Origin of the sequence: Pseudooctadecabacter sp. (assembly GCF_020627745.1) — a bacterium.
GTDB lineage: Bacteria > Pseudomonadota > Alphaproteobacteria > Rhodobacterales > Rhodobacteraceae > Octadecabacter.
The window spans coordinates 116,468-143,427 of sequence record NZ_JAHDGE010000006.1; the positions used below are offsets into that span (position 1 = coordinate 116,468).

Below are 26,960 nucleotides of genomic sequence, written 5' to 3' on the forward strand. Positions count from 1 at the left end.
CGTGCGCACTGCCGTCGCACTAAGGGCACATGATTTGGCGCAGCCGTGCGCCATACGATCTTGGCAGGGCGGGGGGGCGAGCCTTGGGCTCGTCCTTCTGTTTCAACAGGCAACGGTGGCCGCTATGGGGCGCGTCCGGACCACCGCAGAAAAGTTTAAGGCGCGCCCCACGAGATACCAAAGGCCGAATGGCCAAACGTGCAACGTCACGATCAGAGGAAAGGGCAAGATGGGACAGTTTATCAAAGCGGCAGCTTGCGCTGGTCTGATGGTCGTGGCCCCACCGGTTTTGGCACAGGACGTGAGGATCACGACCTTCAAACAATCCAGCACATTCAGCCTGAATGGCGAAAGCTACACGGTGTTCCGCAACCCCGATGTGAACGCTGTGATTACGGGCGATTTTGCACGCACATCACGCCCCTGCCCGACCGATTGTATCCAGCCAATGGTTGCTGCCACGGGTGTGGCGACGTTGGGTGAACTCGAGGTTCTGGCGTTTCTGGAAACCACCGTCACCGACGGGCGGGGCCTGCTGGTTGATGCCCGTGCCCCCGAAGACTACGCCACAGGGGCCATCCCGGGTTCAGTGAACATCCCCACGCTGACCCTGTCCGAAACAAACCGCTTTCGCAAAGACATCCTGCGCGCCTTGGGGGCGTCGGACCGGTCAGACGGGTCACTGGACTTTTCCAACGCCATGGACCTTGCGTTCTACAGCGGCGGGACCTGGTCGGCGGATGCACCCGACGCCATCACCCAACTTATCGAGGCAGGCTATCCGGCCTCAAAACTGTTTTATTATCGCGGCGGAATGCAGGCGTGGCTGTCTGTCGGCCTGTCGATCCTTTTGTCGCCCAACGGCTAACGCACTGAAAGTACCTGACCCATGATCCGTATTGTTGTCGCCCTTACCGCCTTCGCCGTTGTCCTGTGCGCGCTGATTGTCTTCCGTCCCTTCGCAGGGGACACAGCAGATGTGGCAGACCGGCTTGGCACCCCGGTCGAGGCTGCGACCACACCCGTGGCCGAAGACGTCACACGCGCGGCCACGCCGGACATCACATCCATCGTCGACAATGCGCTGGCGGCGACAACCCCTTTGACCATCGAGCCGGAAACCGGCCTGATCGACGCTCCGCGTCGTATTGATGTGCCGCGTCCAAATACCGATGACACCCGCCTGTCCGACATGACAAACAATGTCCTTGCCGAACTGGGGTTTGCGGGGGTCGAACCAGTGACGACAAACAGTCAGGTTCTGCGTCAATCAACGTCGGAGATTCTGGCCGGGATCGAGGCCGCAACAGGCCAGAGGTCCGTGCTGCAAGAACGCGATACGCTTGAGGCGATCGTGATTGCCGCATTGCGGTCCGGCACATCGGACGAAGATATCGACGCTATGGTCAACGACGCGGCGGCCGCAGGCACCGTTGCGGTGCCGGAAATCCTTGTCACGTCAGATGGGCGCGTGGACACGCACGTTCTGCTGAACAACATTGTGGTTCAGGCGCAGATTGCCGCTGGCGGGTCCGCACCTGCAATCCCTGACGTGTCCCCCGATGAAGTTGACGGCATGGAAGTACGCATCGTCCAACAGGCGACCGAAGCCGTTCAGGCACGGTTTTACACGGTTCAGCGTGGTGACAGCCTCGGTGCCATTTCGATCAAATTTTTCGGGTCCATCGAACATTACGAAGCGATCTTCGAGGCCAACCGCGGTCTTCTATCCAGCCCCGACCGCATTCGTGTGGGCCAACGTCTGGTCATCCCGCAGATCGACAGTGTCTGATCTAACCGGTCCGGCCCCAGTCGCTGCTTTGCATTTCGCGCAGGCGGCTGGCGGTGCGTTCGAATTCAAAAACGCCCTCCCCTTCGAGGTACAGCATCTCAGGCGCGGCGGCGGCAGAGGCGATCAATCGCACTTTCGCTTCGTAAAGGGTGTCGATCAGGGTCACAAACCGTTTGGCCTCGTTGAAATTTGACCGGCCAAGTCGCGGGATGTCCTCAAGCACAAGAACACGGACAGCATCGGCAATCGCCAGATAATCGGCAGCCCCCAGAAAGACGCCGCACAGATCCCTGAATTTGGCGCGCCCGACCCCGTTGGAAAAGGCGGGCAGCACCACGTCACGTCCCTTGACGCGCAAGGTCAAAGGCGCGGCGTCCCCCTTGACCAAATCTGTCCAGATGGCCTCGATCCGGGCGCGGGCCTGCGCGGTCAGCGGGGTGAAGTAGGTCGGCGTCCCATCCAGTTTGCCCTGTCTGTAGTCAACATCGCTGGCCAGTTCATGGACCTGCATCCGGTCCTTCAGCAGGGCGATGAACGGCAGAAACAACTGCCGGTTCAGCCCGTCCTTGTACAGATCGTCGGGCACGCGGTTTGAGGTTGTGACCACTGTGACACCGGCGGCAAATAGTGCCTCGAACAGGCGACCGACAATCATCGCATCGGTGATGTCGCTGATCTGCATTTCATCGAATGCCAGAAACCGGACCCGCCCTGCCAAATCCGCCGCCACCGGTGCGATTGCGTCTTCCACCCCCTCGGTGCGGGCCTGCGCGATGGCTTCATGAACCCATTGCATGAAGGCGTGGAAATGCTGGCGCTCCTTTGGGACCTCGATTAGATCATACAGCAAATCCATCAGCATGGATTTGCCCCGCCCGACACCGCCCCACAGGTAAAGCCCCTTGGGCCCGTCTACCGGTGCTGCTTTGCGAAACCAGCCGGATTTTGGCGCGGCGGGTGCGTCCAGCACAGCGGTGCGCACACGTTCCAACGCCGGCAAAGCAGCGCGCTGCACCGGATCATCGTGCAGCGCACCCGATGCCACCCGTGCCTGATACTCCTCGATGACCGATACCATGTGGGTCCCCTTTGTCTTTGTCTCAAAAATATCCCCGCCAGAGGCAACAGCTTTCTTGACTTACAGGTCATCAAATTCGGGAATTCTGGTGTTAGGCCAAGATTTCTGATGCCCGCCATCACATCTTGCAAATTGACCGCAGGTCGATCCCGGCCCAAAGTCCGGTCATGACCACGTCCAGCCCCACCCCACCAAACCTTGTCACCCCTGTTCTTGTCGCAGGCTGTATCATCATCATGGTCAGCTTTGCCGTGCGCGCGTCATTCGGGGTGTTTCAGATCCCGATTGCCGATGAATTCGGTTGGGCGCGGGCAGAATTCTCTCTCGCAATTGCGATCCAGAACCTTGCGTGGGGGATCGGACAGCCGATCTTTGGCGCGCTGGCGGAACGTCTGACGGACCGGAAGGCCATCATCATGGGGGCGCTGATCTATGCCATCGGCCTTGTGCTGTCCGCCAATTCGATCTCTCCGATCGGACACCAGACCTATGCCTGGCTTGTCGGGTTCGGCATTGCCGGAACGGGGTTCGGGGTGATCCTTGCTGTGGTCGGACGGGCCGCCTCGGACGAGCACCGGTCCATGGCACTGGCCATCGCCACCGCTGCGGGGTCCGCAGGACAGGTTTTCGGGGCTCCCTTGGCGGAATACCTGCTGAGCTTTATGTCATGGCAATCGGTATTTCTGGTGTTCGCGGGGCTTGTCCTTGCGTCCCTCATGACATTGCCGATGATGAAAGCCCCCGCGACGGCCAACCGGCAGGAATTGGAGGAGAGCATCGGTCAGGTCATCACGCGGGCCTTTCGCGACCCGTCCTACACTCTGATCTTTCTGGGCTTTTTCTCCTGCGGGTATCAACTGGCGTTTATCACCGCCCATTTCCCCGCCATGATCACCGAAATGTGCGGCCCGATCCTGCCCGGTGGCGCATTGCACAACATGGGCATCACCACGACATCGGCCTTGGGTGCAATCGCGATTTCGCTTATCGGGCTTGCCAATATCGCGGGCACGCTGCTGGCAGGATGGGCGGGCAAAAGGTATTCGAAGAAATACCTTCTGGCCGGAATTTATACGGGCCGGACCATCGCCGCCGCTGTGTTCATTGCCTTTCCGATCACCCCCACAACGGTCATTCTATTCTCTGTCGTGATGGGATCATTGTGGCTGGCCACAGTGCCCCTGACCAGCGGTCTTGTCGCGCATATCTACGGTCTGCGTTATATGGGGACACTGTATGGTATCGTCTTCTTCTCGCACCAGTTGGGCAGCTTTCTGGGCGTCTGGCTGGGCGGTCGGTTGTATGATGCCTATGGATCCTACACGGCGGTCTGGTGGGTTGGCGTTGCTGTCGGGGCGTTTTCGGCAGTCGTTCACCTGCCGATCCGGGAAACACGGTCCCCCGTTGTCGCCAACACGGCCTAGCAGACGCGCGACATCTTTATCAGACCCCGCGGCCCAAATCCTCCCTCAGGACGGACGCAAGAACCTGCGTCGTTTCCGCCGCATGGGTATAGGGAAACCGGTGATCGGCCCCGTTTATAACCTCTTGCCGGACTGACCTGTTCCACTGCGTCAGGGTCCCCAAGGATTTGAGGGGGATGATGTCATCGTGCTCTGCCCACAATCCCACAACCGGAATGCCCTCGCGCCCGATGGTGCGGTGCGCATCCTCAAGGCGTTCGGCAAGGGCATACCGGCGACTGGACAACACGGACCGCAAAAAACCGCGGCTTTCGTATTCCGCAAGCTGCAATTCGATGATCCCACGGATGTCGAAACTGTCACCCAGCTGTTGTCTGAGCGCCCGCCGGTCGCGCCGTGCCAGGATCACATGATGCACCCAATCCCCTAAAACCGGAACGCCCCGCGCCCATTCGGTCAGGCGGCTTTCGCGCAACCAGATACCCGCGCTTGCCAGCAGTACAAGGCGGCGGACATAACTTGAATGTTGCGCGGTGAAGGCCGTCGCGATGGCGCCCCCCATGGAATAGCCGATCAACGTCACCTCATCCCTCAAGTTCTGGTGGTCGAGGAGGTCTTTAAGCTGCCGCACAAAAAATGTCGTATCCTGCTTGCCGCGCGGGGCATCGGAAAATCCGCGACCGTAAAGGTCGTAGATCAGAACGCGAAAACCCAACTGGCCCATGCCTGTGGCCAGCGCGTACCAGACCGGGCTGGGGGTGGTCAGCCCGTGCACACAGACCACCACCGGCCCCCTGCCCGACCCGAGCCACTGATAATGCGTGACCCCGCTACCCAGTTTGGCAAACCGACCGGGGGCTTTGGCACGAAACGCCTCTGCCCCGTGGCGTCTGCGCTCAGCAAGCCACGGCAAGGCAGCCAGCCCGCCCACCAAAATCAAGGGGATGACCCACCCCATCATGCCTGCCGCCCTTTCCAGACATCAAGAATGTAGCGGCTGGTCATCAGGTCCAGATGTGCGCCGCCGCCGTTCTTGAACAAAGTGATCTCGTCATCTTTCTGCCGAACAAAAGACGGCAGGTCGTAGTAGTCCGCCAGCACATCACCCTTGGCAATCGCGCCCGTCGACAACGGGATTTTAAGTTCTCCGATGTGACCCAGCGTGGTGTCGAAACTGTCGACAAACACCCGCGTTCGCTGCAGCGCCTCGTCATCCGCCTCGCGCATGTCCGGCCGATACGCGCCGATCAGGTCGATGTGCTGTCCGGGCTGGAACCACGCGCCTTTCAACAGTGGTTCTGTCGTCATCGTGGCGGAGGTTACAATGTCAGCGGCTTTGACTGCGGCTTCCAGATCGTCCGCCACCGACACGCCAAGGCAATCACGCGCGAAGGCCTGTGCGCCCTCTGCCGAGCGGTTCCAGACTGTAAAGACCGCGTCAGGAAAGGCTGCCGAATAGGCTTGCCACAGGGACCGGCCAACCGTGCCCGCGCCGACGATCAGAATGTGTTTGCTGTCCGGTCGTGCCAGACGGCGGGCGGCCAAAAGGCTGTCGCCTGCGGTCTTCCATTTGGTGACAAGGTGGAAATCGAGGATCGCCTCAAGCTGGCCGTTCTGGTCGGAAAACAGGTTCACAGCGCCGTGGATCATCGGCTGACCGGACGCGCGGTTTTGCGGAAAAATCGTCGCGCATTTGATGGCCAGCCCCATCCCGTCAATCCAGGCTGACCGGTTCAGCAACGTGTCCGGATCGCGATACAAAAACACGTCCTCAACCTTGCCCTTGGGCAGGTCGTGCCCCGCTGCCAGCGCATCGGTCAGCGCGATCCAGTCAAGGCCCTTCTGGCCGTCCTCGAACGGGATCATCACCGTCATGTCATGGCCTCTTTCGTCAGCAGGCCTTCGGCAATCAGGCGGTCCTCCCAGCCCTGCGGGGTCTCGAACAAATGGACCTGCCAGCCCCGTGCGGCGGCGGCATCAAGGTTTTCCTGCCGGTCATCGGCAAACAGCAATCCATCCGCGGGCACGCCGCAATCGGCTTCAACCATTTCGTAAATGCGCGCATCCGGTTTGGTGACGCCCATATGGCCGGAGATATAGCGCCGGTCGAATTCTTCGAGGAACGGATATTCCCGCACGCCGATGTCAAAGGTTTCGACGCCGAAATTGGACAGGGCAAACACAGGCACACCCGCCCGTCGCAGCGCCCGCAGAATACGGACGGAGTGATCAATCACGGGGGCGGCCATGTCGATCCAGCGGTCATGCCACATCATCACTTCGTCGGCCCAATCAGGGTTGGCTTGGGCCGTTTCGCGGATCACGGCCTCAAAATTCTGGCCCTGATCAACGCGGTCGTTCATGGCGTGCAAATCAATCGCGGCAAAGAACGCCTTTCGCCGGTCGGGGCCGATTGCAGCATCATAAAACCGTTCGGGCTGCCATTCGATCAGCACATTCCCAATGTCAAAAACAACAGCGCGCACGCCCATATCATTAGCCTTTTATGTTTGGGTCAGGGTATCAGGTTTACGCAAATGTCAAAGACGTTTGGCCGCCCTGAGTTCACGTTCAAGCGCATCCAGAAACCGCGACCTGTCGGCTTTGGAAAAGGCGCGCCCGCCGCCTGTGCGAAACGGGTCTGCCGCGCGGATGTCGGCCATCAGGTCACGGGTGGCCAAAACGTTGCCAATATTCGCTGCCGTCAGCGCCTCCCCGTTGTGTTTGAGGACCCGCGCCCCCGCCTCGACACATCTGGCGGCCAAGGGAATGTCACCGGTGATGACAATGTCGCCCGCCTTGGCGCGGTCCGCGATCCACATGTCGGCAACGTCCGGCCCGTCGGGCACGATCACCGTGTCGACCAGCGGGTTCTGCGACGGGCGCAGTCCACCATTGGACACAATGAACATCTGCACGCCATGACGGGTGCCGACCTTTTCGACCTCTGCCTTCACGGGGCAGGCATCGGCATCAACGTAGATCACCGCCACAACGCCTCGGCGTGGAAATTCACGTGGTCTTCCATAAAGGTCGAGATGAAGAAATAGCTGTGATCATAGCCTTTTTGCAGACGCACCTGGCCGTCTTGTTTGGCGGCGGCAAAGGCACCCGCGAAAGCCTCGGTGCCCAGCAGGTCCCAGAATTGGTCGCTGGTTCCCGTATCAATCAACATCGGGCCGTCGAAGCCCCCGCCCTGCATCAGCAGCGTCGCGTCATGTGGACCCCAGTTCGCCTCATCCCCCCAATAGGCCGCGAATTGTTTGCGGCCCCAATCGCTGACCGTCGGGTTGCAGATCGGTGCGAAGGCGGACGCAGACCGGAACCGCCCCTTCAGCGCCATCGCCATCGTCAACGCCCCGTGCCCGCCCATGGAATGGCCGGTGATCGACTGTCGATCCATGTCGAGGGCAAAATGCGCGCCCAACAGTGCGGGCAGTTCCTCGGCCACATAGGTCCACATCTTGAAATGCTCGGACCACGGCGCCTCGGTCGCGTCGATGTAGAATCCCGCGCCTTGGCCCAGATCATAGGCGTCGTCATCGGGGACGCCCTCACCACGGGGGGAGGTGTCGGGAAACACAAGTGCGATGCCCTGATCCGCTGCCCAGGCCTGTGCGCCGGCCTTGGTCATGGCGTTCTCATGGGTGCAGGTCAGGCCCGACAGAAACCACAACAGTGGCACGGGGCCGTCCTGCGCTTCCGCAGGCAGAAACAGGCCAAAGGTCATGTCCGTGCCCGTGGCGGTCGATGCGTGTTTGTAGACGCCTTGGGTGCCGCCAAAACAGGTGTTTTCGGATACGGTTTCCATCAGGCGGACCCATCATAGGTGGTCATAATTTCATCCAGTGGTTTCTTTTGTTTGGCGACGGCGGGGACTGTCGCACTGTCTGCTGGGTGACCCACGGCCAGGATCATGATCGGCTTTTCGTTCTCTGGCCTGTCGCAAAGCTCATTCAGAAACTTCATCGGATTGGGCGTGTGCGTCAGGCACGACAGTCCGGCGGTGTGCAGGGCGGTGATCAACATGCCCGTGGCGATGCCCACGCTTTCGGGCACGTAGTAATGCTTCACCCGTTCCCCGTCGCGCATGCCCCACCGTTGGGCGAAAATCACAATGAGCCAAGGGGCGATATCAAGGTGCGGTTTGGAGGCATCGGTGCCGATGGGTTCCAGCGCCTTGAGCCACGCATCGCCCCCGCCGCCGCCGTAGAATTTCTGTTCTTCGTCCTCGGCCGCCTTGCGAATGCGCGCTTTCATGGCCGGGTCACTGATCGCCACGAAATGCCACGGCTGCTGGTTGGCCCCGCTGGGGGCGGTGCCTGCGGCCTTTACACAGGCCTCAATCACCGCGCGTGGAACGGGGCGGTCGATATAGTCGCGGATGGAATGGCGGGTGCGGACGTGGTCATAGAACCGCTCGGCCTCGGCCTGCATCTGCGCATCGTCGTAGTCGGCACGGTCGGGCAGGGGCAGCGCCTGATAGGTTGGGGGGGATTGGTCGGTCATGGTGATGTCCTACAGGCTGACGGCGGCAATCACGACAGAGACCGTCACAACGCTGGCCGCTGTCGAAACAAGAATAGAGGCAGAGACGCGCGCAGGCGCGACCCCGTAATGCTGCGCCAAGATGTAGACATTTCCCGCGACGGGCAAGGCCGCAGCAGCAATCATCACACCGGCGGCATAAGGATCGACGGGCAGCATCACCAAAGCGGCAAAGGCCACAGCCGCCGGATGCAACACCAGCTTTGCAAAGGACAGCCAGCCCGCGACGGCGACCTTTTCGGCAGACTTGGTGGCCAGCGACGCCCCGATCGCAAACAATGCACCCGGCGTGGCTGCGGCCCCGAGGATGGACAGAAATTCATTTGCCGGTTTGGGGATCGGCAGGCCAAGGCCTGAGACGATCAACCCCAGCGAGATCGAAACGATCATCGGGTTTTTCAGCAATCCCAGCCCCACGGTCCGCAGCACGCCCAAGGACATGCGCCCGTCGCGGGACCCGGTGATCAGGATCACGATGAGGGACCCGAAGACGATCAGGTCCACCGCCAGGACCAACATCACAGGTCCGATGGCCTGTTCACCCAGCAACAACACCAACATCGGGATGCCCAAAAAGCCGACATTGCCGATGACCGCGCATTGCGCCTCAACGGCTGCTTCCTCAATCCCGCGTTTGCGGATCAACGCCACGCCGGTGGCCAACAGGTACACAAACAGCGTGCCCCACAGATAGGCCAGCACAAAGGGCAGATCGAAAATCGCCGCCAGCGACAGGTTCGCCGAAAACCGGAACAGCATGGCCGAAAGCGCGAAGTAAAAGACGAATTTCGTCAGATAGGCCGTCGCCTCAGGCGTGAAAAAGCCCGTGCGCCCCGCGCCATAGCCCAGCCCGATCAGGGCAAAAAACGGCAGCGTCTGAAGAAAAATGTCCCACATGACTTAGGGTTAGCACCCTCAGGCCGCGTACTAAAGCGGCTAACCGCTGCCGATCAAAATACCCACGCCCAAAACCAGCGCGCCACCCACCACGACCTGAAGGGCTGCACGAAAGAAAGGCGTTTGCATGTAACGGTTCTGAATCCACGCAATCGCCCAAAGTTCAACAAACACAACGGCGATGGCGATGACGGTCGCCGTCCAGAAATCGGTGATCAGGTAGGGCAGCGCATGCCCCAACCCGCCCAAAGTCGTCATCACACCCGATGCAAAGCCGCGTTTCACAGGCGATCCGCGTCCCGAAATCTGTCCGTCGTCACTGGCGGCTTCGGTGAACCCCATGGAAATTCCTGCCCCGACAGAGGCCGCGAGGCCGACCAAGAAGGTCGTCCAGGTGTCCTGTGTCGCAAAGGCCGTGGCAAAAATGGGGGCGAGGGTCGAAACCGATCCATCCATCAGCCCTGCCAAGCCAGGCTGGACCCATGTCAAAACAAACTGTCGGTGGGCCGCGTCCTTTTCATCGCGATCAACGTCCGGCGTCACCGTGGCGTCCATCAGGGAATCGGCCTTGTCGGAATGGCCCGCTTCTGCTGCGGCCAGATCGCCCAGCAAGGCACGTGTGGCCGCGTCGGACGTGCGCGCGGCGGCGGCTTCATAAAACCGCTGGGCGTCGCGCTCCATCTGGCGCGCTTCATCCCGCATCCTCTCAAGGCCGAGGTTTTCGATAAGCCAGACCGGACGACGCGCATAGAACCCCGCCACATGTTCACGCCGGATCAGGGGGATCACGTCCCCGAACCGCGCCTGATGCAGGTCAATCAACCGCCGCCGGTGTTCGTCCTCCTCTGCGGCCATTGCCGCAAAGACCGAGGCCGACGCGGGATAATCCTCGCGCATCCGGTCGGCGTAGGTGCGGTAAATGCGGGCATCGTCCTCCTCCGACGAAATCGCAAGGGCGATGACCTCTTGCTCGGTCAGGTCGGCAAAGCGACGGCGGTGGGATACTCCGGGGATCATAATGCACCTCAGTTTAGAATGTTTCTAATGTAGAGGGCTCCTGACAAGGTTCAAGGACCTTGTATCGCACTGATGTCACCCTACCTGACTTGTCCACACTGAACGGACCAGTTTAAGATACCGGATCAGGGAGAGACGCATGGCAGACGGACAACCCACGGTCAAACGTGGGCGCAAATTCGATCAGGTGCTGGCCGGAGCGACGGATATTTTCATGTCCGACGGGTTCGAAGGGGCCAGCGTCGATGATATTGCGCGCGCCGCTGGCGTGTCCAAGGCGACGTTGTATTCCTACTTTCCCGACAAGCGCCTGCTGTTCATGGAAGTGGCCAAAGCGGAATGTCTGCGGCAAGCCGAAGAGGCATTTGACACCGTCAGCATGGATCAGGACGTGCGCACAATCCTGACCGAGGCCGCATGGCAAATGGTGTCGTTCTTTACGTCCGACTTTGGCCAACGGGTGTTTCGTCTGTGCGTGGCCGAAAGCGACCGGTTCCCCGAACTGGGACGGGAGTTTTACGAAAGCGGACCGGCCCTGGCCCGGCAGCGGATGATCGAATTCATGCAAGCCGGTATCGCGCGGGGTCAGTTGGTGATTGATGATCTGCCGCTGGCGGCCGATCAATTCGGTGAATTGTGCAAGGCCGACCTGTTCCCACGTCTGGTGTTCTGCATGGACACATCGTTCAACGACGCCCAGAAAAAGCGCATCGTCGATGGCGCGGTCGACACGTTCATGGCCCGCTACGGAAGCTGAGCGATCGCATCGAAGATCGCCAGCTCAGCCGCTGACAAGGCATCGCTTTCCTCCCCCATGGGCACACCGTTAAGGGCATAGGCGAAGCACAAATCAGCCTCGGCATCCCACCATACCCCGCCGTTGAACCCGTAGGCATTGCCAAAGTGCCCGACCAGTGGGCGGGGATAGAACGGCGGGTCGGGCAAAATTTGCTCGCCCGCGCCGTAGTCCTGAAACAGGCCGTTTTCGTATGCGCCGGGACCGTCCGTCTTTCGCCACAGGGGCCTGCGCGCAACGCCCGCGCCGGCCATCGCCAGCGTCAACATGCCCTGAAGGGACATCCGCAACCCGCCTTGGGGCGAAAACCGTGCCGTGTGTTGGCCAAGAACATAGCTGTCATCAATACGCACTTCGTTCGGCGGGGCATCAATCATTGCAACAAACTCAGCCCCATCCCGACGGAAGGTCGGCAAAGACGGCGAGTCGGACAGGCCCACCCAGTTAAACCCGGCCTCGATCCCATGGGGCGACAGGACGTCGGCGACCAACAGATCGAAACGCTGCCCTGACAGAACCTCGGCTGCGGCGGCCAACAGGATGTAGCCCAGATTGGAATATTCAAAGAACGACCCCGGCGCGTGCGGGCCAAAGGCCGTGTCCGCCGCCCACCCCTCAGCCAGCGTACCGTCAAACCCGTATCCCTGTGCATCCGACAGACCCGATGTGTGGGTCATCAACATGCCCAAAGTCACCGTTGTGTCGGGGAACTGAGGATGGCGCAGATCGAGGCCCAGTATCTCCCCCGCGTCCACAGCATAGGGGCGATCCAGCCCCGCGCCCCCTGCCGCGACTTCAAACGCGGCGGCGGTGACGATCTTGGACACTGATGCGACGCGGAAAACCGTCTTTTCGTCGGCGGTCACACCGTCGGCGCAGGCGGTGGCAAAGGCGGGCGGGCCGCCACGGGATACGGCAATGCCGCAAAACGCAAAAGGCCCGGACTGCTGGACAGACCGGGCCAGTTTATCAAGGTCCGCAATCAATAGAGGACGACCGACCGGATACTTTCGCCCTTGTGCATCAGATCAAAGCCTTTGTTGATGTCGTCCAGACCCATGGTGTGGGTGATCATCGGGTCAATCTCGATCTTGCCCTCCATGTACCAGTCGACGATCTGCGGCACATCTGTCCGGCCCCGTGCCCCGCCAAAGGCCGTGCCGCGCCAGCTGCGCCCTGTGACCAACTGGAACGGACGGGTCGAGATTTCGGCACCCGCTGGCGCGACCCCGATGATAATGCTTTCGCCCCATCCTTTGTGCGCGGATTCCAGCGCCGTGCGCATGACGTCGACGTTGCCCGTGGCGTCAAAGGTGTAATCCGCCCCGCCCTTGGTAAGTGCCACAAGATGGGCCACCATATCGCCATCCACATCTTTCGGGTTCACGAAGTCGGTCATGCCGAACCGCGTCGCCATCTCGACTTTGGACGGGTTCAGATCAACACCGACGATCTGGTCAGCACCGGCCAACCGCAGCCCCTGGATGACGTTCAGGCCAATGCCCCCCAGACCAAAGACAATCGCGCGGCTGCCGATTTCGACTTTGGCGGTGTTGATCACCGCACCGATGCCGGTCGTCACACCGCATCCGATGTAGCAAATCTTGTCAAAGGGCGCATCTTCGCGGACCTTGGCCAGCGCGATTTCTGGCACCACGGTGTGGTTCGCAAAGGTCGAACAGCCCATGTAATGCAGGATCGGGTCGCCATCGAGGGTTGTGAACCGTGATGACCCGTCAGGCATCAGGCCCTGACCTTGGGTGCTGCGGATCGACTGACACAGGTTGGTTTTAGGGTTCAGACAATAGTCACATTCCCGACATTCGGGGGTGTAGAGGGGAATGACATGATCCCCCTTTTTAAGCGTCGTCACGTCAGGGCCCACATCGACGACCACGCCCGCGCCCTCATGCCCCAGAATGGCCGGAAACAGCCCCTCAGGGTCCGCGCCAGACAGGGTGAATTCGTCGGTGTGACAAATGCCGGTGGCCTTGATTTCAACCAAAACCTCGCCTGCGCGGGGACCGTCCAGATTGACCTCCATCACCTCAAGGGGTTTGCCCGCTTGGGTGGCTACGGCGGCGCGTGTACGCATGATGTGTCCTCCTGTATGTGCGGCTAACCTGTGGGAAACGGCTGACCCATGCAATCCCCGTTGCGTCAATAATCGCGACGGTGGATACTCGCCCTATGAGACAATCCTTGATCATCGCCCTTTTGCTGGGTCTGGCCGCCTGCGCCGCGCCTGTTCCGCCAACGCCTGCGCTGCCGCCGGTGCCTGCTGCCACAGACGACACCTGCAATGCCGGTCGGCACGCGGGTCTGGTTGGTCAGGATGCAACGGCGCTTGAACGGGTGCTGATCCTGGCGCCTGTCCGACTGATCCGTCCCGGGCAGGCTGTGACGATGGATTTCCGTCCCGACCGGATCAATTTCACTATCGGGCCGGACAACCGGATCACGTCAATTTCTTGTAATTGAGATCATCGAAGTCACCTCAGGCACATCACTGGGTGGGGGCTAATGAATGCGCCCGAGGGACTTGCGATAGGACACATGTGGCGGGCAAATGTGGCACCTGTTGGATCGGCCCGTGACCATTTTGGACGGATTTACCGCCGCGGGTTGATTTGGCGGGGAAAGGGCGCAACTTTGGTGGTATGAACGCGCCCACACCCTTCCCCGGAAAGCCCCCAGCGCAGGTCGCTTTCCATCGCACCGAACTTAACGTGATCCTGTCCTTATATGGTCGCTTTGTGGCTGCCGGTGAATGGCGGGACTACGGCATTTCGCATCTGAAAGACGTTGCTGTCTTTTCGGTCTTTCGGCGCACTGCAGAGCATCCGATGTACCGGATCGAAAAACGCCCCGCCTTGCGCATGAAGCAAGGGCAATACGTCGTGTTGGGAATGGAGGGTCAGATCCTCAAACGGGGCAACGACCTGCGTCAGGTGCTGCGGGTGCTGGAACGCAAACTGATCCGCGCTGTCGATTAAGCCAGACGTTTGCGCGCAAGGATATCCCCATCGCCCTGTGCTTTGATCCGCAGCGTTGCCTGCGCCAACCCTTCATAGACCACCGCCATGTGGTGGGCATTGGCGTGGATCATGGTTTCGGCATCCACCATCATGGCCACGTGACCTTTCCAGAAAATCAGATCGCCCCGCTGGAGAGGGCTGTCAGCAGCCACGTCGGTGCCAAAGCCGTCCCGTTGCAAATCACTGTCGGCGGGGCAGACATGCCCGCACGCCAGATACCCCGCCTGTACGAGCCCCGAACAATCTATCCCGACCGCCGAATTTCCGCCCCACAGGTAGGGTGTGCCAAAGAACAGCTGGGCGACAGTGGCGGGGTCAGAAAACGGTTGTCCAAGAGGACGCAGATGTTTTTTGGGGATGAACCCGAGATTGGTTTCGAACATCTTGTGACGTTCATCCACGACGGTGACCTGTGATCCAAAGGACAGATGGACCAGATCGGCAGATTTGAAACTTTCGGTGTCATAGGCGTGTGTGGCAAGGGTTGCCACGCGATGGGTCGGCGCACGGTCGGCGCCCAATGCTGCCTCTCGAAGGTAGCCGACATACCCGTCTCGTTTGGACTGCACAAAGGCCCAACCTTCGCGCCGTTCATAGACGGTCACAGCCGCCCCCATCAGCAGCTGCCGGTCCCGTTTGCCTGCAGGGGCCGCGCAAAGATCAACGACACTTTGTGCGACGCTGGCCGCCTCGCCCACAACGAAGGCGTCGGCCGTGATGCTTCCGGTCAGATGGGCGGCGGCCACGCGTCCGTTGGCAGGGGTCAACCGGCGGTCGGTCACAGGCCCAACACGTCCGGCAAGGCCGCAAGCAACGCGCGTGCGCCTTGGCAGGCACCGCCCTTGGGCCGCGCAGGGGCCGCAGCGGGATTCCAGCCGTAGATGTCAAAATGCGTGTATGGCGTGTCCGTCACAAAGCGGCGCAGGAACAACGCAGCGGTGATCGACCCTGCAAACCCCCCTGATGGGGCATTGTCGAGGTCGGCAATTTGCGGTTCGATCATGGCCTCGTAAGGGTCGTGAAACGGCATTTGCCAGACAGGGTCGGCAACCTCACCGGCGGCTTGCGGAAGGGCACGCGCCATGGCGTCATCTGTGGTGTAGAAGGGCGCCAGATCAGGGCCGACAGCGACCCGCGCGGCCCCCGTCAGTGTTGCCATTGAAACGATATGATCCGGTGTGTCCTCTTCCGCCAGAGCAAGCGCATCTGCCAGAACCAGACGGCCCTCGGCATCGGTATTGTTGATCTCTACCGTCAACCCCTTCCGGCTTGTCAGGACATCACCAGGCCGGAAGGCCGAACCATCGACAGAATTTTCAACCGCCGGAATAAGGACCCGCAGGCGCAGAGGTATCTTCAGCGCCATAATCATATGCGCAAGGCCAAGGACATTCGCAGCACCGCCCATGTCCTTTTTCATCAGGCCCATCGACGCGCCGGGCTTGAGGTTCAGACCGCCGGTGTCAAATACAACGCCTTTGCCAACAAGGGTCAGTTTCGGACCGCTTGCCCCCCATGACATGTCGATCAACCGCGGCGCGCGCGCAGAGGCGCGTCCGACGGTGTGGATCAGCGGCAGGTTTTGATCTAACAGATCGTCGCCTTCGATAATCCGAAGGGATGCGCCATGGGTGTCCGACAGGTCTGCGGCAGCCGCGGCCAGATGTTCCGGTCCCATGTCCGACGCCGGCGTGTTGATCAGATCGCGGGTCAGGCATTCCCCTGCGGCGATAGCCTCAACCCGGTGGGCGTCGATCCCGTGCGGTGCCGTAAACGAGACGCCGGATGACGTCTGCGATTTGTAACGGTCGAACCGGTAAAGCGACAAAAGGAGGCCCAAAGCCGCCTCGTTCAGGGCCGACCCCGTTAAGTCCGATTTAAGCTGATATGTTCCTGCAGGCAGTTTTGCAGCACCGGCTGCCAGCACGAACCGTGCGCGGGTCTGCGCCTTTGCGCCAAGGCCGACATAGACCGCGTCGATATCACCGCTGTCTTTCGGCACAACGCAACACGCCCCGATCGCCGCGGTAAAGCCGTTGGCCTTAAGCCAGCTTGCCGTTGCGTGGGGTGCGGATGCCATGACCGCTGACAGGTCGTCAGATGCGACCGCAATCAGGGGGATGGCATCAGGCGTCGGGGGGGAAAACGTGGGGGACATAGGGCCTCGGCATTGTGGGTCAGCCGAACCCTAGACCAAGGCCGCACGAAGGGCCACGCATCAATAGGTCGAAATCGGGCCAGCCGCGTGATCCAGCGCTTGGGTCATCAATCGCATGAGCCGTGACAGCGTGGCCGTCAAAGCAACCTCATCGGGGTCGTCGATGCAGTAGACAACATCGGCTGCAACCTGACCCAAACGGCGCAGCCCCAACTGATCCGCCAGCAGGACGATACTGCGGGCACGGGTTTCAAGCCGGTCAAATTGCCCAGACTGATAATCATCATCAAGCCAGCGCAGATGACGCGACATTTCCTCAAGCCCGGCACAGATCACATCGCTGTGGTCAAATTCATCGCCGTCCATGCCGAACGGGGACAATGCCCTGACATCCTGACCGAACGATTCCTTCGGGACCAGTTGCGCGACAACCGAACCCCCTTGTTGATTTTGATGATCCATCTCATCCACTCCTTGGCACCCCGACGAACGGACTACGCCCAGAAGATTGCCAAGTGGTTTATCTGCAGCCGCACAAATCGCTCGAAATTCATGAAAAATCGAATAAAAGGAGCCTGATACAATGTGAGAGGACCTGCCCCATGCCGACTGCCCGACTGCTGCCCGAATATCTGGTGCGCCGCTATCACGGTTGGAAGGCCACCACCTATGAGGAGAACAAAGGGTGGTATCAGCATCTGGCCGAAGACGGTCAGCACCCGCGGTGCATGGTCATTTCATGCTGTGACAGTCGTGTGCATGTCGAGCCGATCTTCGGGGCCGATCAGGGGGAGTTCTTCGTGCACCGCAACATCGCCAATCTGGTTCCTCCCCACAATCCGGACGGGCACCACCACGGGACATCGGCAGCGGTGGAATACGCGGTCAAGGCTTTGAAGATAAACCACCTGATCGTGTTGGGGCATTCGCGGTGTGGCGGGGTGCAAGGGTGCTATGACATGTGTTCCGGCAAAGCACCCGAGCTTGAGGAAAAGGACAGCTTCATCGGGCGCTGGATGGACATTCTGCGCCCCGCTTACGAGGCGCTGCCGGAGGGGAATGACGCCGAACGGATACATCAGCTGGAACAAAGTTCGGTCCTGACATCCATGCGCAACCTGATGACTTTCCCCTATGTGACCGAAAACATGGAGGCAGGACGGCTCTCCCTGCACGGTCTTTGGGTCGATATCTCAAGCGGTGCGTTGCAGCAATTTCATCCCGAAACACGGACCTTTACGACAGTCTGACGTTTTCGCCTTGCCGTTGCGTCACCCCTGATGGAAAAGGGCGTTACCGTGATCACCGGAGGTTTCCATGACTGATATCCTTGATCTGGCAGCAACGAACCTGTTGTCCCCCGTTATTTTGTCCTTTGTGCTTGGCCTTGCAGCGGCGCTCGGACGGTCGGATCTGAGCGTTCCGGAGGCGGCCGCCAAGGCGTTGTCGATCTACCTTTTGTTCGCCATCGGATTTAAGGGGGGGGCTGCTGTCGCCGCCAACGGGCTGGACGGGACCCTGATTGCCACGCTGGCTATGGGGTTTGTCCTCTCTGCGGTTCTGCCATTTGTCGCCTTCGTTCTGTTGCAGATCCTGACCAACCTCAGCCGCATAGATGCAGCAGCTGTTGCCGGTCACTACGGGTCGATATCCATTGTGACTTTCGTGGCAGCCACATCCGTTCTGGAGGGCCGCGCGATACCGTCCGAAGGATACATGGTCGCCGTGGCTGCCGTGATGGAGGCCCCCGCAATCCTGTCTGCCCTTTGGCTGGTGTCGACCGGAGGATCGGGCCGTCGGATGGATGGCGAATTGATGCGCGAAATTCTGTTGAACGGATCCATCGTTCTGCTGGTCGGGTCATTCTTTATCGGGGCCATCACCGGCGCGGAGGGTCTTGCCTCGATCTCGAGCTTTATCGTGGCCCCCTTTACCGGGGTATTGTGCCTGTTCCTGTTGGACATGGGGCTGGTCGCAGGGCGCGGATTGCGGGAATCGCGCGGCATCCTGAACATGGGTGCCGTTGCTTTCGGTATCATCATGCCCGTTATCGGCAGCATGATCGGACTGGGCGCCGCAATGGTGGTCGGGCTGTCACCGGGCGGGGTGGCCCTGCTGATGGTGCTGTCGGCCTCGGCCAGCTATATCGCCGTGCCAGCAGCCATGCGTGTGGCCCTGCCCGAGGCCAATCCGTCGGTGTATCTGACACTTTCCTTGGGGGTCACTTTCCCCTTCAATCTGACCATCGGTATCCCGCTTTATGTGGCGGTAAGCCAAGCCGTGACAGGGGGCTGACATGAAAACGCATAAGGCAAAACGGGTCGTCATCACCATCGAAGCCATCATGCAGAAACGTCTGACCGACACCCTTGAGGGGGCCGGTGTCACGGGCTACTCCATCCTGCCGGTTCTGGGCGGGTCTGGCCGGTCCGGCGCATGGTCCCGCGAGGGCCAGATCAGTCGCGCGTCAGGGATGGTGCAGGTGGTCTGTATCATCCGTGAAGAGCGTCTTGACGGCCTGCTTGAGGCCGCTTTCGAAGTTGTCGAGAAACACATCGGCGTGGTCACGATCACCGATGTCGAGGTTTTGCGCGCCGAACGGTTCTGACATTGCGGCAGCCCGCGTCGGGGATGGCGCGGCCTTCGGACTGTCTGTGTTCCAGATCACAGTCTTCTGACGTCTGAGCAGGTTAACTCTGCTGACGGATTTCAGGATTGCGATTTGAAAGGACACAAGATGACGATGGACACGCCCCCATTTCCCGGTGCGCGGAAGGACCCGATGCTTCTGATCGGGATGCGCAGCATTGAGTTGAAAGAGGCCGGATATTTCGACCTTGCCCCCAGCCAGACGGTCACCTATTCGGCAGCGCGCCCGATCCACGCGATGACACTGACCGAAGGCGACAAGCTGTACCGTGTGTTTGGCGGCCAGAACAAGGCCAAGGCGAAAGGCGGGTTCTGGGCCCCTGAAGCACCGGCGAAGGATGAAACCGAAGGCGAGTGGCGCAGCACCAACGCAGTGGAACCTGTCTGGAATGCAGGCACCCATGTCGCCGAACTGACGGTCAAGAAAGGCTGCACCCTTCAGACGTGGTTTGGCGAAATCGAATCGCAACCGGCCATGAACGACGAAAGCGAGGCCATCCCGGGCTGGTGGCTCGTTGGCGGAGGCCCGCAGTATTTCTGCCAATCCTGGACAGAGGCATTCGGCGACGCGGTGACCATCAAGACCTTGGGGAACACGCCGTGGTCAACCGCCAAGGAAGACACACCCGCCATGCCCGACACCGAAGTCGCGATCGCAGCTCAAATCGGCGACCTTGATACCCGAGTGGAGGCTTTTGCCCATGTGGCAACCGTCTTGCGTCTGGTGGACAGCCTGCGCGCTATTGCTTCGGCGACGCAAGACACAGATGAGGCCGCGCATATGGCGGCGGCGGCCAATACCGTTGCCACATCAGCCAACACCCTTCTTGGCAACGTCGACAAAGACCCGCAGGCGGTGGATCTGGCGATCCGGTCCAACCTGCATCTGGGGCGCTTTATTGACATTGATCCGGCGCAACCGAATGGACATGCCGCCATCGGTGCCCTTGACGCCGTGGTCCGCAACGCGGCGGCGATCAACCATCGCCTGGGCTGAACAAAAACGCCCGCCGGTCCCGTTATGGACCCGGCGGGCGTGATCAAAAACCGTCCGGAGGGTTAGCCCTTTTTCAGGACCCGTGCCCCCAGTGTTTCGGCAATCTGCACCGCGTTCAGGGCCGCACCCTTGCGCAGGTTGTCGGACACGCACCACAGGTTCAGGCCGTTCTCGATCGTGCTGTCCTGACGGATGCGGCTGATGAAGGTCGCAAAATCGCCCACACATTCAACAGGCGTGACGTAGCCACCGCTTTCGCGCTTGTCGATCACCATGATGCCGGGGGCTTCGCGCAGGATGTCGCGGGCCTCGTCTTCGTCGAGGAAATCCTCAAACTCGATGTTGATCGCCTCGGAATGGCCCACGAACACAGGCACGCGGACGCAGGTGGCCGTCACCTTGATCGACGGATCGACGATCTTCTTGGTCTCCGCGACCATCTTCCATTCTTCCTTGGTGGACCCGTCTTCCATAAACACGTCGATGTGCGGGATCACGTTAAAGGCGATCTGCTTGGGGTAGACCGACGGTGCAACCTCCTGGCCCGGAACATAGACGCCTTTGGTCTGGTTCCACAGCTCATCGACGGCGTCCTTGCCGGTGCCCGACACGGACTGGTACGTCGACACCACGACGCGCTTGATCTTGGCGCGGTCGTGCAGCGGCTTGAGGGCGACAACCATTTGGGCTGTCGAACAGTTCGGGTTCGCGATGATGTTTTTCTTGTGGTAGCCTTCGACGGCTTCGGGGTTCACCTCGGGCACGACAAGCGGCACATCGGGGTCGTAGCGGTAGAGGGATGAGTTATCAATGACGACGCAACCGGCCTTGGCGGCCACAGGCGCGTACTTTTTGGTGGCATCGGACCCGACTGCGAAAAACGCGATGTCGTAGCCCGTGAAATCAAAGGTGTCCAAGTCTTTCGTTTTCAGGATCGTGTCGCCAAATGTCACTTCCGTGCCCATGGATTTGCGGGAGGCGAGCGCCACCACTTCATCGGCTGGAAACTGGCGTTCTGCCAGAATGTTGAGCATTTCGCGGCCCACGTTGCCCGTGGCACCACATACGACGACTTTATAGCCCATCTGCTTGGTTCCTTTTCAAGACTCACCCCTATGGTGAGGCCCGCGCGTCTTAGCGGCTGGGCGTCCTGAACGAAAGGGGGTCTAGTCGGTTCTGTCTTGACTGAAGGCGTAAACGGCAAGGCCGCAACAGATGAGGATGCCATAGAAGCCGAACAGCAGGTCGTACGGGGCGTTGGTCGTGTCCTCCCACAGGGTGAACAGGCGACCGGTGACGATCTGCATGACACCCACGCCTCCGATCCCGAACAGGTTCAACAAGGTCACGCCACGCCCGGTCAGGTGTTCGGGAAAAAACGGACGCGCGTGGGCGATCAGAACGGGAAACGACCCGCCCGCAAAACCGATCAACGACAAAAAGACGGTGGCCGTCCAGATGGAGGCATCGCCGGGCATCACCACCAAGGCGAAACAGCCCAGCGCGCCCAACCCGTTGCCCCCGAAGACCACCCATTTGCGGGTGCCCAACCAACGGTCCGCCGGTCCGTACAGGAAATTGCCTGCGATCATCGCAAGCCCCATGACCAATGTGACGGTGCCGATCAGCGCGGTATCCGCGCCAAACTGGTCTGTCCCGTAGGGCCCGACCCAAAGGCCGCGGATGCCTGCGGCGGGGGCGTAGTTCACGAACATCATCGGAAAGATCAGCCACAGCGCTCTGATCCTCAGAAGGTCCAGAACCGACCCTTTGGGCGCGCCACTTGTCGTCTTGGGCGGGTCTTTCACAGTCAACCACAAAGCCACTGATACAAGCAGTGTCAGCGCCGCCAATGCGACCATTGTTTCACGCCAGCCCAGCGCGCCGACAGCCCATGCCATGGGCGCGGAACTGGCAAGATTGCCCAAACTGCCAAAGCCGATCATCGCGCCCGCCAGTGTCGAAAACATCGCTGCCGGATACATCTTGGCGAAAATGTAGTAGGCCGCCATCAAAACCGGTGAACACCCCACCCCGATCAGCGCCATGGCCAAGGTGATATGTGTGGGCGTCTGCGCCACGGCAAACAACATCGCCCCCCCTGCCCCGCCGACCGCGAAAAGGGTCACTGCCGTGATGCGCGGGCCGATACGGTCCAGCGCCTCCCCGACGGGGATTTGCATGGCGGCGAAGACCAGAAACCAAAGGCCCGAGGCAAAGGCCAGATCGGCTGAGGTGGCCCCCAAATCAGCCTCGAGTGCGGGGGTCAGTACGGCCAGAAAGGCACGATAAAACTGGCTAAGGACGTAGCCCAGAACCAGACAGACCAGACCAATGCGCATGACGTTCCCCCCTTGTCAGGCTCAGGTGGCACAGTGCGACATGAAAACGCAAGATGCCGCAATCCCGACCAAAACGATCAGCCATAGATGGACCTGTCGCGCCAGATAGGCTAACCCGCAGGCATGACCGACAGCCTTCACCCTTCCGGACAGCCGGACCGGCCGACGTGGTTTTTTGCAGACAAGGCGATCGGCGCGGTCGCATTCCTTGTCGCGGCCTTTTGTCTTCTGCCGCATGTTGCGGTTTTGCTGGCCTCCATATCCGGCGATACGGACACGTTGCGACACCTGGCGGACACCGTATTGGGCCGCTATGCGGGCAACACGTTGATGTTGGTTCTGATCGTGGGGCTGACCACCTTCCTGATCGGGACCATCGCGGCGTGGTTGGTGACGATGTGCGACTTTCCGGGGCGCAGATGGTTGGAAATCGCGCTGGTCATCCCCCTCGCCTTTCCGGCCTACGTGCTGGCCTATGCGTATACCCATGTTCTGGATCATCCGGGCATTGTGCAAACGGTGTTGCGCGATCTGACGGGATGGGGTCCACGGGACTATTGGTTCCCTGAAATTCGCAGCCTGGGGGGGGCGGCTGCGATGCTGTCGCTGGTGCTTTACCCTTATGTCTATCTTCTGGCGCGGGCCGCTTTTCTGGGTCAAAGCGCCACGACCTTTCTGGCGGCGCGGTCTTTAGGGAAATCGCCCCTGTCCGCTTTTTTGACTGTTTCGTTGCCACTGGCGCGGCCCGCCATCGCGGCAGGCGTTCTGTTGACCATGATGGAAACAATCGCGGATTTCGGCACGGTGTCCTATTTCGGCGTGCAGACCTTTGCGACCGGCATCTATACCAGCTGGTTTTCCCTTGCCGATCGCGGGGCGGCGGCGCAGCTGTCGCTGGGGCTGCTGGCCTTTGCGCTGTTGCTGGCGATGCTTGAACGGGCCAATCGGGGCCGCGCGCGGTTTTCAAATGGCAAACGGCAGGACACCATCGCCCGCATCCCCCTGAGAGGCGGGGCGAAGATTGCCGCCTTCGCGCTGTGCGGCTTGCCGGTGCTGTTTGGCGTCATCATCCCCGTCATCGCGCTGGGGGTCATGGCGATCGGGTCGCAACAGGACCTGTTCAGTCCGCGCTATCTGCGGTTCATCGCGAATTCGCTGACATTGGCGGGGATTGCCGCCCTTGTGACCGTCGGCGCGGCTGTTCTGCTGGGCAGTTTCGCAAGGCTGCGCAACACCCGCGCGGCATCGGGGGCGATGTATGTGGCGCGCGTGGGTTATGCCGTGCCGGGTGGTGTCATCGCGGTCGGGCTGATCGTGCCCTTTGCGGCCTTCGACAATGCCTTGGACAGCTTCATGCGGGACACGTTTGATGTGTCCACCGGGCTGCTGTTCACCGGGTCCATCTGGCTGTTGATCGGGGCATATCTGATCCGGTTTCTTGCCGCGGCCCTTGGGGCTTACGAAGGCGGGATCGCCAGCGTCAGCCGCAACATTGATGCCGCATCGCGGGTCTTGGGGCAAACGTCTGTCGGAACCATCCGGCGCGTGCATGTGCCGCTGCTGACGCCCAGTCTGTTGACGGCCGCCCTCATCGTTTTTGTCGATGTCATGAAGGAGCTTCCGGCAACGCTGATCATGCGGCCCTTCAACTTTGACACGCTGGCGGTACAGGCGTTCCGTTTGGCCTCGGATGAACGGCTCTCGGGGGCCGCTGTGCCCAGCCTTGCGATCGGGGCCATCGGGCTTTTGCCGGTCATCTTGCTGTGCCGCAGGGTTGCGCGGCACGACGCATAGCAAAAGGGCGCAGCCTTTGCCGCGCCCCATGGGTTGTCGGGACGTGCGTTTTATTCCCAACCGACATCATTGAAGATCGTCAACGCAAGCGGCAGTTGCTTGGCGACAGCGGACAAGTCCACGTCGTCAGCCTGAAATTCACCCAGTGAAGCGACCTCGTCACTCAATGTGACACCCGCAACGGCCGGATATTCGTCGTTGCCGGCGGAAAAGTACTGCTGCGCCTGATCGGAAGCGAGGTATTCAAGAAACGCCACCGCGTTGTCGCGGTTGGGGGCGTAGGCAGCGACACCTCCGCCAGACAGGTTCATATGCGCGCCTTCAGCCCCTTGGGACGGCCACTGCAAACCGATCATGTCGATGCTGTCGGACAGCCCGTCCACATCGGTGCGAATGGCGCGGGCGAAGTAATATGTATTGCTGACAGAGATGTCGCATTCCCCTGACACAATTCCGCGCAGCTGGTCCGTGTCACCACCCTGCGGCGCGCGCGCCATGTTGGCCACCACGCCCTCGGCCCACATACGTGCCACGTCTTCGCCGTGGTTTTCGATGATCGAGGCCAGAAGCGTCTGGTTGTAGGTGTTGGTGGAAGACCGGATGCAGATCATGCCTTCGTAAGCCGGATCGGCAAGGTCAAGATAGGTGCTTGGCGGGTTGCTGACGTCCGCTTTGTCGAAGAAGATCACCCGCGCGCGCTGGGAAAACCCGAACCATTGGTTGTCGCTGTCTTGCAGGTTGGCGGGGATGCGATCCTCAAGAATATTGCTGTCAACGGCCTGCAGAATGCCCGTGTCCTTGGCGCGTTCCAGACGCGAGGTGTCGACGGTCAGCAAGATGTCGGCGGGTGAATTGCGGCCCTCGGCCTGCATCCGCGCGATAAGTTCATCCGCATTGCCTTCGATGCGGTTGATTGTGATGCCTGTCATCTCCTCGAAATCGGAATACAGACGTTCGTCCGTGTCGTAATGCCGTGAGGAATAAAGGTTCAATTCACCCTCAGCAAAAGCGGGTGCTGCGGTCGCAAGCAACAGGGCGGAAAGGGTCAGGCGTGTCATGTTTGATGCTCCAACTAAATCTGACTTCTTTTGTCGGATACTCGGCCACGTAAAGCTGGTCAAGCAATTCTGACAAAATTTATCGGAATTAATTTTCCTTGACCCGTGGCTGCCGGCTGGGCTTGGTCACATGCGGGAGGACTGTCTTATGGCCCGGTCAGTATTTACATCAACACCAAGCCGCCAAAGTTATGACGTGGTCATCATTGGCGGCGCGATCTACGGGTCGGCTGTGGCGTGGTTTTTGACAGATAATCCCGATTTCGACGGCTCGATCCTGGTGATTGAACGGGATCCGACTTATGAAAAATGCGCGACGGCCCATACCAATTCGTGCATCCGTCAACAGTTCAGCAACCCGCTGAATGTCCAGATTTCCCAGTTCGGGGCAGAATTCATCAAAGGTTTCAAAGACTTCATGGGCAATGACCCGCGTGTCCCTGAATTGTCCATCCAGAACTACGGCTACATGTATCTGGCCGATACGGAGGATTTTGCCGATCAGTTGCGCGCGTCGCATGCGGTGCAGGCACAGGCCGGAGCCGCCACTCAGTTAATGTCCCCCGATGACATCAAGGCCGCTTATCCCTTCTACAATGTGGACGACATCCTGCTGGGGTCCATCAACCTTGTGGACGAAGGCTATTGGGACGGCGGCACCGTCTTTGATTGGTGGCGCCGGTCCGCGCGCGAACGGGGCGTCGAATATCTGGCCGGAGAGGTTGTCGATATAACCACGGCCAATTCAAAGGTCGAAAGTGTGACCCTTGCATCGGGTGACGTCATTGCCTGCGGTCAGGTGGTCAATGCCACAGGTCCACGCGGTGCGAAGACGGCTGCGATGGCGGGCATCACCATTCCGGTAGAACCGCGCAAACGGTTCACGTGGATTTTTTCCGCCGAACACCCCTTGGACCGTGACCTGCCCCTGACGATTGACCCCTCGGGTGTGCATTTCCGGCAAGACGGGCCGCGGACCTATCTGGCGGGCGGCCATGCGGATGTGGACCCGGCGGTGGATTTTGACGATTTCAACATGGATCACGGGCTATGGGAAAACCACATCTGGCCAACCATCGCGACCCGCATTCCGCAGTTCGAGGCGATCAAGGTGATCACCGAATGGGCCGGGCATTATGATTTTAATACCTTCGATCACAATGCAATTCTGGGCCCTCACCCAGAGATCACAAATTTCCATTTCCTCAACGGGTTCTCCGGCCACGGGCTGCAGCAATCCCCCGCCATGGGTCGCGGCGCGGCCGAGATGTTGGTCTACGGCGCATACCGGACCCTTGACCTTAGCCCGTTCGGGTTTGACCGGATCGCGCGTGGTGAACCCTTCAGCGAAAAGGCGGTTATCTGATCGCCC

The 26,960-nt window shown here is 60.3% G+C and carries 29 protein-coding genes; 12 read left to right on the forward strand and 17 right to left on the reverse strand.

Going from position 1 to position 26,960, the window contains the following annotated elements; all coding sequences use genetic code 11:
• Window positions 1-229 precede the first annotated feature (229 nt).
• Both QZ653_RS04825 and QZ653_RS04830 read left to right on the forward strand, forming a co-directional pair.
• Entirely contained in the window at window positions 230-868 is a 639-nt protein-coding gene (locus QZ653_RS04825) for a rhodanese-like domain-containing protein (protein ID WP_296418099.1), read from the forward strand.
• A 21-nt stretch (window positions 869-889) separates the two neighbouring features.
• A complete protein-coding gene (locus QZ653_RS04830; protein ID WP_296418101.1) occupies window positions 890-1,792 on the forward strand; it encodes a LysM peptidoglycan-binding domain-containing protein in 903 nt (300 codons plus the stop codon).
• 1 nt (window position 1,793) lies between these two features.
• Here QZ653_RS04830 and zapE read toward each other — a convergent pair whose 3' ends face one another.
• A complete protein-coding gene (gene zapE, locus QZ653_RS04835) occupies window positions 1,794-2,870 on the reverse strand; it encodes a cell division protein ZapE (RefSeq protein ID WP_296418103.1) in 1,077 nt (358 codons plus the stop codon).
• Between the two features lie 167 nt (window positions 2,871-3,037).
• Between zapE and QZ653_RS04840 the strand changes: the two genes are divergently transcribed.
• Window positions 3,038-4,294: an MFS transporter gene (locus QZ653_RS04840; protein ID WP_296418105.1), complete on the forward strand. Its 1,257-nt coding sequence runs from the start codon at window positions 3,038-3,040 to the stop codon at window positions 4,292-4,294.
• Between the two features lie 19 nt (window positions 4,295-4,313).
• Here the strand turns inward: QZ653_RS04840 and QZ653_RS04845 are convergent, their stop codons facing one another.
• The 8 genes from QZ653_RS04845 to mbfA are packed head-to-tail and all read right to left on the reverse strand — an operon-like array spanning window position 4,314 to window position 10,756.
• Window positions 4,314-5,255, reverse strand: a complete 942-nt coding sequence (locus QZ653_RS04845) for an alpha/beta fold hydrolase (RefSeq protein ID WP_296418107.1) — start codon at window positions 5,253-5,255, stop codon at window positions 4,314-4,316.
• Window positions 5,252-6,169 (reverse strand): ornithine cyclodeaminase family protein, encoded by a 918-nt coding sequence (locus tag QZ653_RS04850; protein WP_296418109.1) that lies wholly within the window; start codon window positions 6,167-6,169, stop codon window positions 5,252-5,254. Before QZ653_RS04850 ends, QZ653_RS04845 begins: the two co-directional genes overlap by 4 nt.
• Window positions 6,166-6,786 carry an HAD family hydrolase gene (locus QZ653_RS04855; RefSeq protein WP_296418111.1) on the reverse strand — a complete coding sequence of 207 codons (621 nt, stop codon included), beginning with the start codon at window positions 6,784-6,786 and terminating at the stop codon, window positions 6,166-6,168. The genes QZ653_RS04850 and QZ653_RS04855 overlap by 4 nt, the downstream gene beginning before the upstream one ends.
• A 48-nt stretch (window positions 6,787-6,834) precedes the next feature.
• Window positions 6,835-7,287: a YaiI/YqxD family protein gene (locus QZ653_RS04860; protein WP_296418113.1), complete on the reverse strand. Its 453-nt coding sequence runs from the start codon at window positions 7,285-7,287 to the stop codon at window positions 6,835-6,837.
• Window positions 7,278-8,105: an S-formylglutathione hydrolase gene (fghA, locus tag QZ653_RS04865; protein WP_296418115.1), complete on the reverse strand. Its 828-nt coding sequence runs from the start codon at window positions 8,103-8,105 to the stop codon at window positions 7,278-7,280. The genes QZ653_RS04860 and fghA overlap by 10 nt, the downstream gene beginning before the upstream one ends.
• Complete coding sequence (locus QZ653_RS04870; protein WP_296418117.1) at window positions 8,105-8,803, reverse strand: nitroreductase family protein; 699 nt, start codon at window positions 8,801-8,803, stop codon at window positions 8,105-8,107. The genes fghA and QZ653_RS04870 overlap by 1 nt, the downstream gene beginning before the upstream one ends.
• Before the next feature lie 9 nt (window positions 8,804-8,812).
• Window positions 8,813-9,739 (reverse strand): AEC family transporter, encoded by a 927-nt coding sequence (locus QZ653_RS04875; protein ID WP_296418118.1) that lies wholly within the window; start codon window positions 9,737-9,739, stop codon window positions 8,813-8,815.
• 39 nt (window positions 9,740-9,778) lie between these two features.
• Window positions 9,779-10,756, reverse strand: a complete 978-nt coding sequence (gene mbfA / locus QZ653_RS04880; RefSeq protein WP_296418120.1) for an iron exporter MbfA — start codon at window positions 10,754-10,756, stop codon at window positions 9,779-9,781.
• 139 nt (window positions 10,757-10,895) lie between these two features.
• Here mbfA and QZ653_RS04885 point away from each other — a divergent pair, with 139 nt between their 5' ends.
• A complete protein-coding gene (locus QZ653_RS04885; RefSeq protein ID WP_296418121.1) occupies window positions 10,896-11,513 on the forward strand; it encodes a TetR/AcrR family transcriptional regulator in 618 nt (205 codons plus the stop codon).
• On the opposite strand, the gene QZ653_RS04890 is transcribed toward QZ653_RS04885, so the two are convergent.
• Window positions 11,501-12,538, reverse strand: a complete 1,038-nt coding sequence (locus QZ653_RS04890) for a serine hydrolase domain-containing protein (RefSeq protein ID WP_296418123.1) — start codon at window positions 12,536-12,538, stop codon at window positions 11,501-11,503. The genes QZ653_RS04885 and QZ653_RS04890 overlap by 13 nt on opposite strands.
• On the reverse strand, window positions 12,535-13,647 hold the full coding sequence (locus tag QZ653_RS04895; protein ID WP_296418124.1) for an S-(hydroxymethyl)glutathione dehydrogenase/class III alcohol dehydrogenase: 1,113 nt from the start codon (window positions 13,645-13,647) through the stop codon (window positions 12,535-12,537). Before QZ653_RS04895 ends, QZ653_RS04890 begins: the two co-directional genes overlap by 4 nt.
• A 95-nt stretch (window positions 13,648-13,742) precedes the next feature.
• On the opposite strand from QZ653_RS04895, the gene QZ653_RS04900 reads away from it, so the two are divergent.
• Together QZ653_RS04900 and QZ653_RS04905 are read left to right on the forward strand one after the other, a co-directional pair.
• Entirely contained in the window at window positions 13,743-14,033 is a 291-nt protein-coding gene (locus QZ653_RS04900) for an I78 family peptidase inhibitor (protein ID WP_296418126.1), read from the forward strand.
• Between the two features lie 179 nt (window positions 14,034-14,212).
• The gene (locus tag QZ653_RS04905; RefSeq protein ID WP_296418128.1) at window positions 14,213-14,548 is read left to right on the forward strand and encodes a DUF2794 domain-containing protein; all 336 of its coding nucleotides are present in this window, start codon (window positions 14,213-14,215) and stop codon (window positions 14,546-14,548) included.
• Here the strand turns inward: QZ653_RS04905 and QZ653_RS04910 are convergent.
• From QZ653_RS04910 to QZ653_RS04920, 3 genes are read right to left on the reverse strand one after another with little or no spacing between them, the layout of a single operon-like run.
• The gene (locus QZ653_RS04910) at window positions 14,545-15,372 is read right to left on the reverse strand and encodes a C40 family peptidase (protein ID WP_296418130.1); all 828 of its coding nucleotides are present in this window, start codon (window positions 15,370-15,372) and stop codon (window positions 14,545-14,547) included. The two genes, QZ653_RS04905 and QZ653_RS04910, sit on opposite strands and share 4 nt — an antisense overlap.
• Entirely contained in the window at window positions 15,369-16,748 is a 1,380-nt protein-coding gene (locus QZ653_RS04915) for a leucyl aminopeptidase family protein (RefSeq protein ID WP_296418132.1), read from the reverse strand. Before QZ653_RS04915 ends, QZ653_RS04910 begins: the two co-directional genes overlap by 4 nt.
• A 60-nt stretch (window positions 16,749-16,808) precedes the next feature.
• Window positions 16,809-17,210, reverse strand: a complete 402-nt coding sequence (locus tag QZ653_RS04920; RefSeq protein WP_296418134.1) for a hypothetical protein — start codon at window positions 17,208-17,210, stop codon at window positions 16,809-16,811.
• Window positions 17,211-17,350: 140 nt separating this feature from the next.
• Here QZ653_RS04920 and QZ653_RS04925 point away from each other — a divergent pair, with 140 nt between their 5' ends.
• The 4 genes from QZ653_RS04925 to QZ653_RS04940 all read left to right on the forward strand — a co-directional run bounded on the left by QZ653_RS04925 (window position 17,351) and on the right by QZ653_RS04940 (window position 20,394).
• Complete coding sequence (locus QZ653_RS04925) at window positions 17,351-17,998, forward strand: carbonic anhydrase (protein ID WP_296418137.1); 648 nt, start codon at window positions 17,351-17,353, stop codon at window positions 17,996-17,998.
• 67 nt (window positions 17,999-18,065) lie between these two features.
• Entirely contained in the window at window positions 18,066-19,043 is a 978-nt protein-coding gene (locus QZ653_RS04930) for a sodium-dependent bicarbonate transport family permease (protein ID WP_296418138.1), read from the forward strand.
• Between the two features lies 1 nt (window position 19,044).
• The gene (locus QZ653_RS04935; RefSeq protein WP_296418140.1) at window positions 19,045-19,356 is read left to right on the forward strand and encodes a P-II family nitrogen regulator; all 312 of its coding nucleotides are present in this window, start codon (window positions 19,045-19,047) and stop codon (window positions 19,354-19,356) included.
• 129 nt (window positions 19,357-19,485) lie between these two features.
• Window positions 19,486-20,394 (forward strand): hypothetical protein, encoded by a 909-nt coding sequence (locus tag QZ653_RS04940; RefSeq protein WP_296418142.1) that lies wholly within the window; start codon window positions 19,486-19,488, stop codon window positions 20,392-20,394.
• 62 nt (window positions 20,395-20,456) lie between these two features.
• Here the strand turns inward: QZ653_RS04940 and QZ653_RS04945 are convergent, their stop codons facing one another.
• Together QZ653_RS04945 and QZ653_RS04950 are read right to left on the reverse strand one after the other, a co-directional pair.
• Window positions 20,457-21,479, reverse strand: a complete 1,023-nt coding sequence (locus QZ653_RS04945) for an aspartate-semialdehyde dehydrogenase (protein ID WP_296418144.1) — start codon at window positions 21,477-21,479, stop codon at window positions 20,457-20,459.
• 81 nt (window positions 21,480-21,560) lie between these two features.
• On the reverse strand, window positions 21,561-22,736 hold the full coding sequence (locus QZ653_RS04950) for an MFS transporter (RefSeq protein WP_296418145.1): 1,176 nt from the start codon (window positions 22,734-22,736) through the stop codon (window positions 21,561-21,563).
• Between the two features lie 123 nt (window positions 22,737-22,859).
• Here QZ653_RS04950 and QZ653_RS04955 point away from each other — a divergent pair, with 123 nt between their 5' ends.
• Window positions 22,860-24,530, forward strand: a complete 1,671-nt coding sequence (locus QZ653_RS04955) for an ABC transporter permease (RefSeq protein WP_296418147.1) — start codon at window positions 22,860-22,862, stop codon at window positions 24,528-24,530.
• A gap of 50 nt (window positions 24,531-24,580) precedes the next feature.
• On the opposite strand, the gene QZ653_RS04960 is transcribed toward QZ653_RS04955, so the two are convergent.
• Window positions 24,581-25,588, reverse strand: a complete 1,008-nt coding sequence (locus tag QZ653_RS04960) for an extracellular solute-binding protein (protein WP_296418149.1) — start codon at window positions 25,586-25,588, stop codon at window positions 24,581-24,583.
• Window positions 25,589-25,736: 148 nt separating this feature from the next.
• Between QZ653_RS04960 and QZ653_RS04965 the strand changes: the two genes are divergently transcribed.
• Window positions 25,737-26,954, forward strand: coding sequence for an NAD(P)/FAD-dependent oxidoreductase (locus QZ653_RS04965; RefSeq protein WP_296418150.1), 1,218 nt, complete (start codon window positions 25,737-25,739; stop codon window positions 26,952-26,954).
• Window positions 26,955-26,960: the final 6 nt, after the last annotated feature.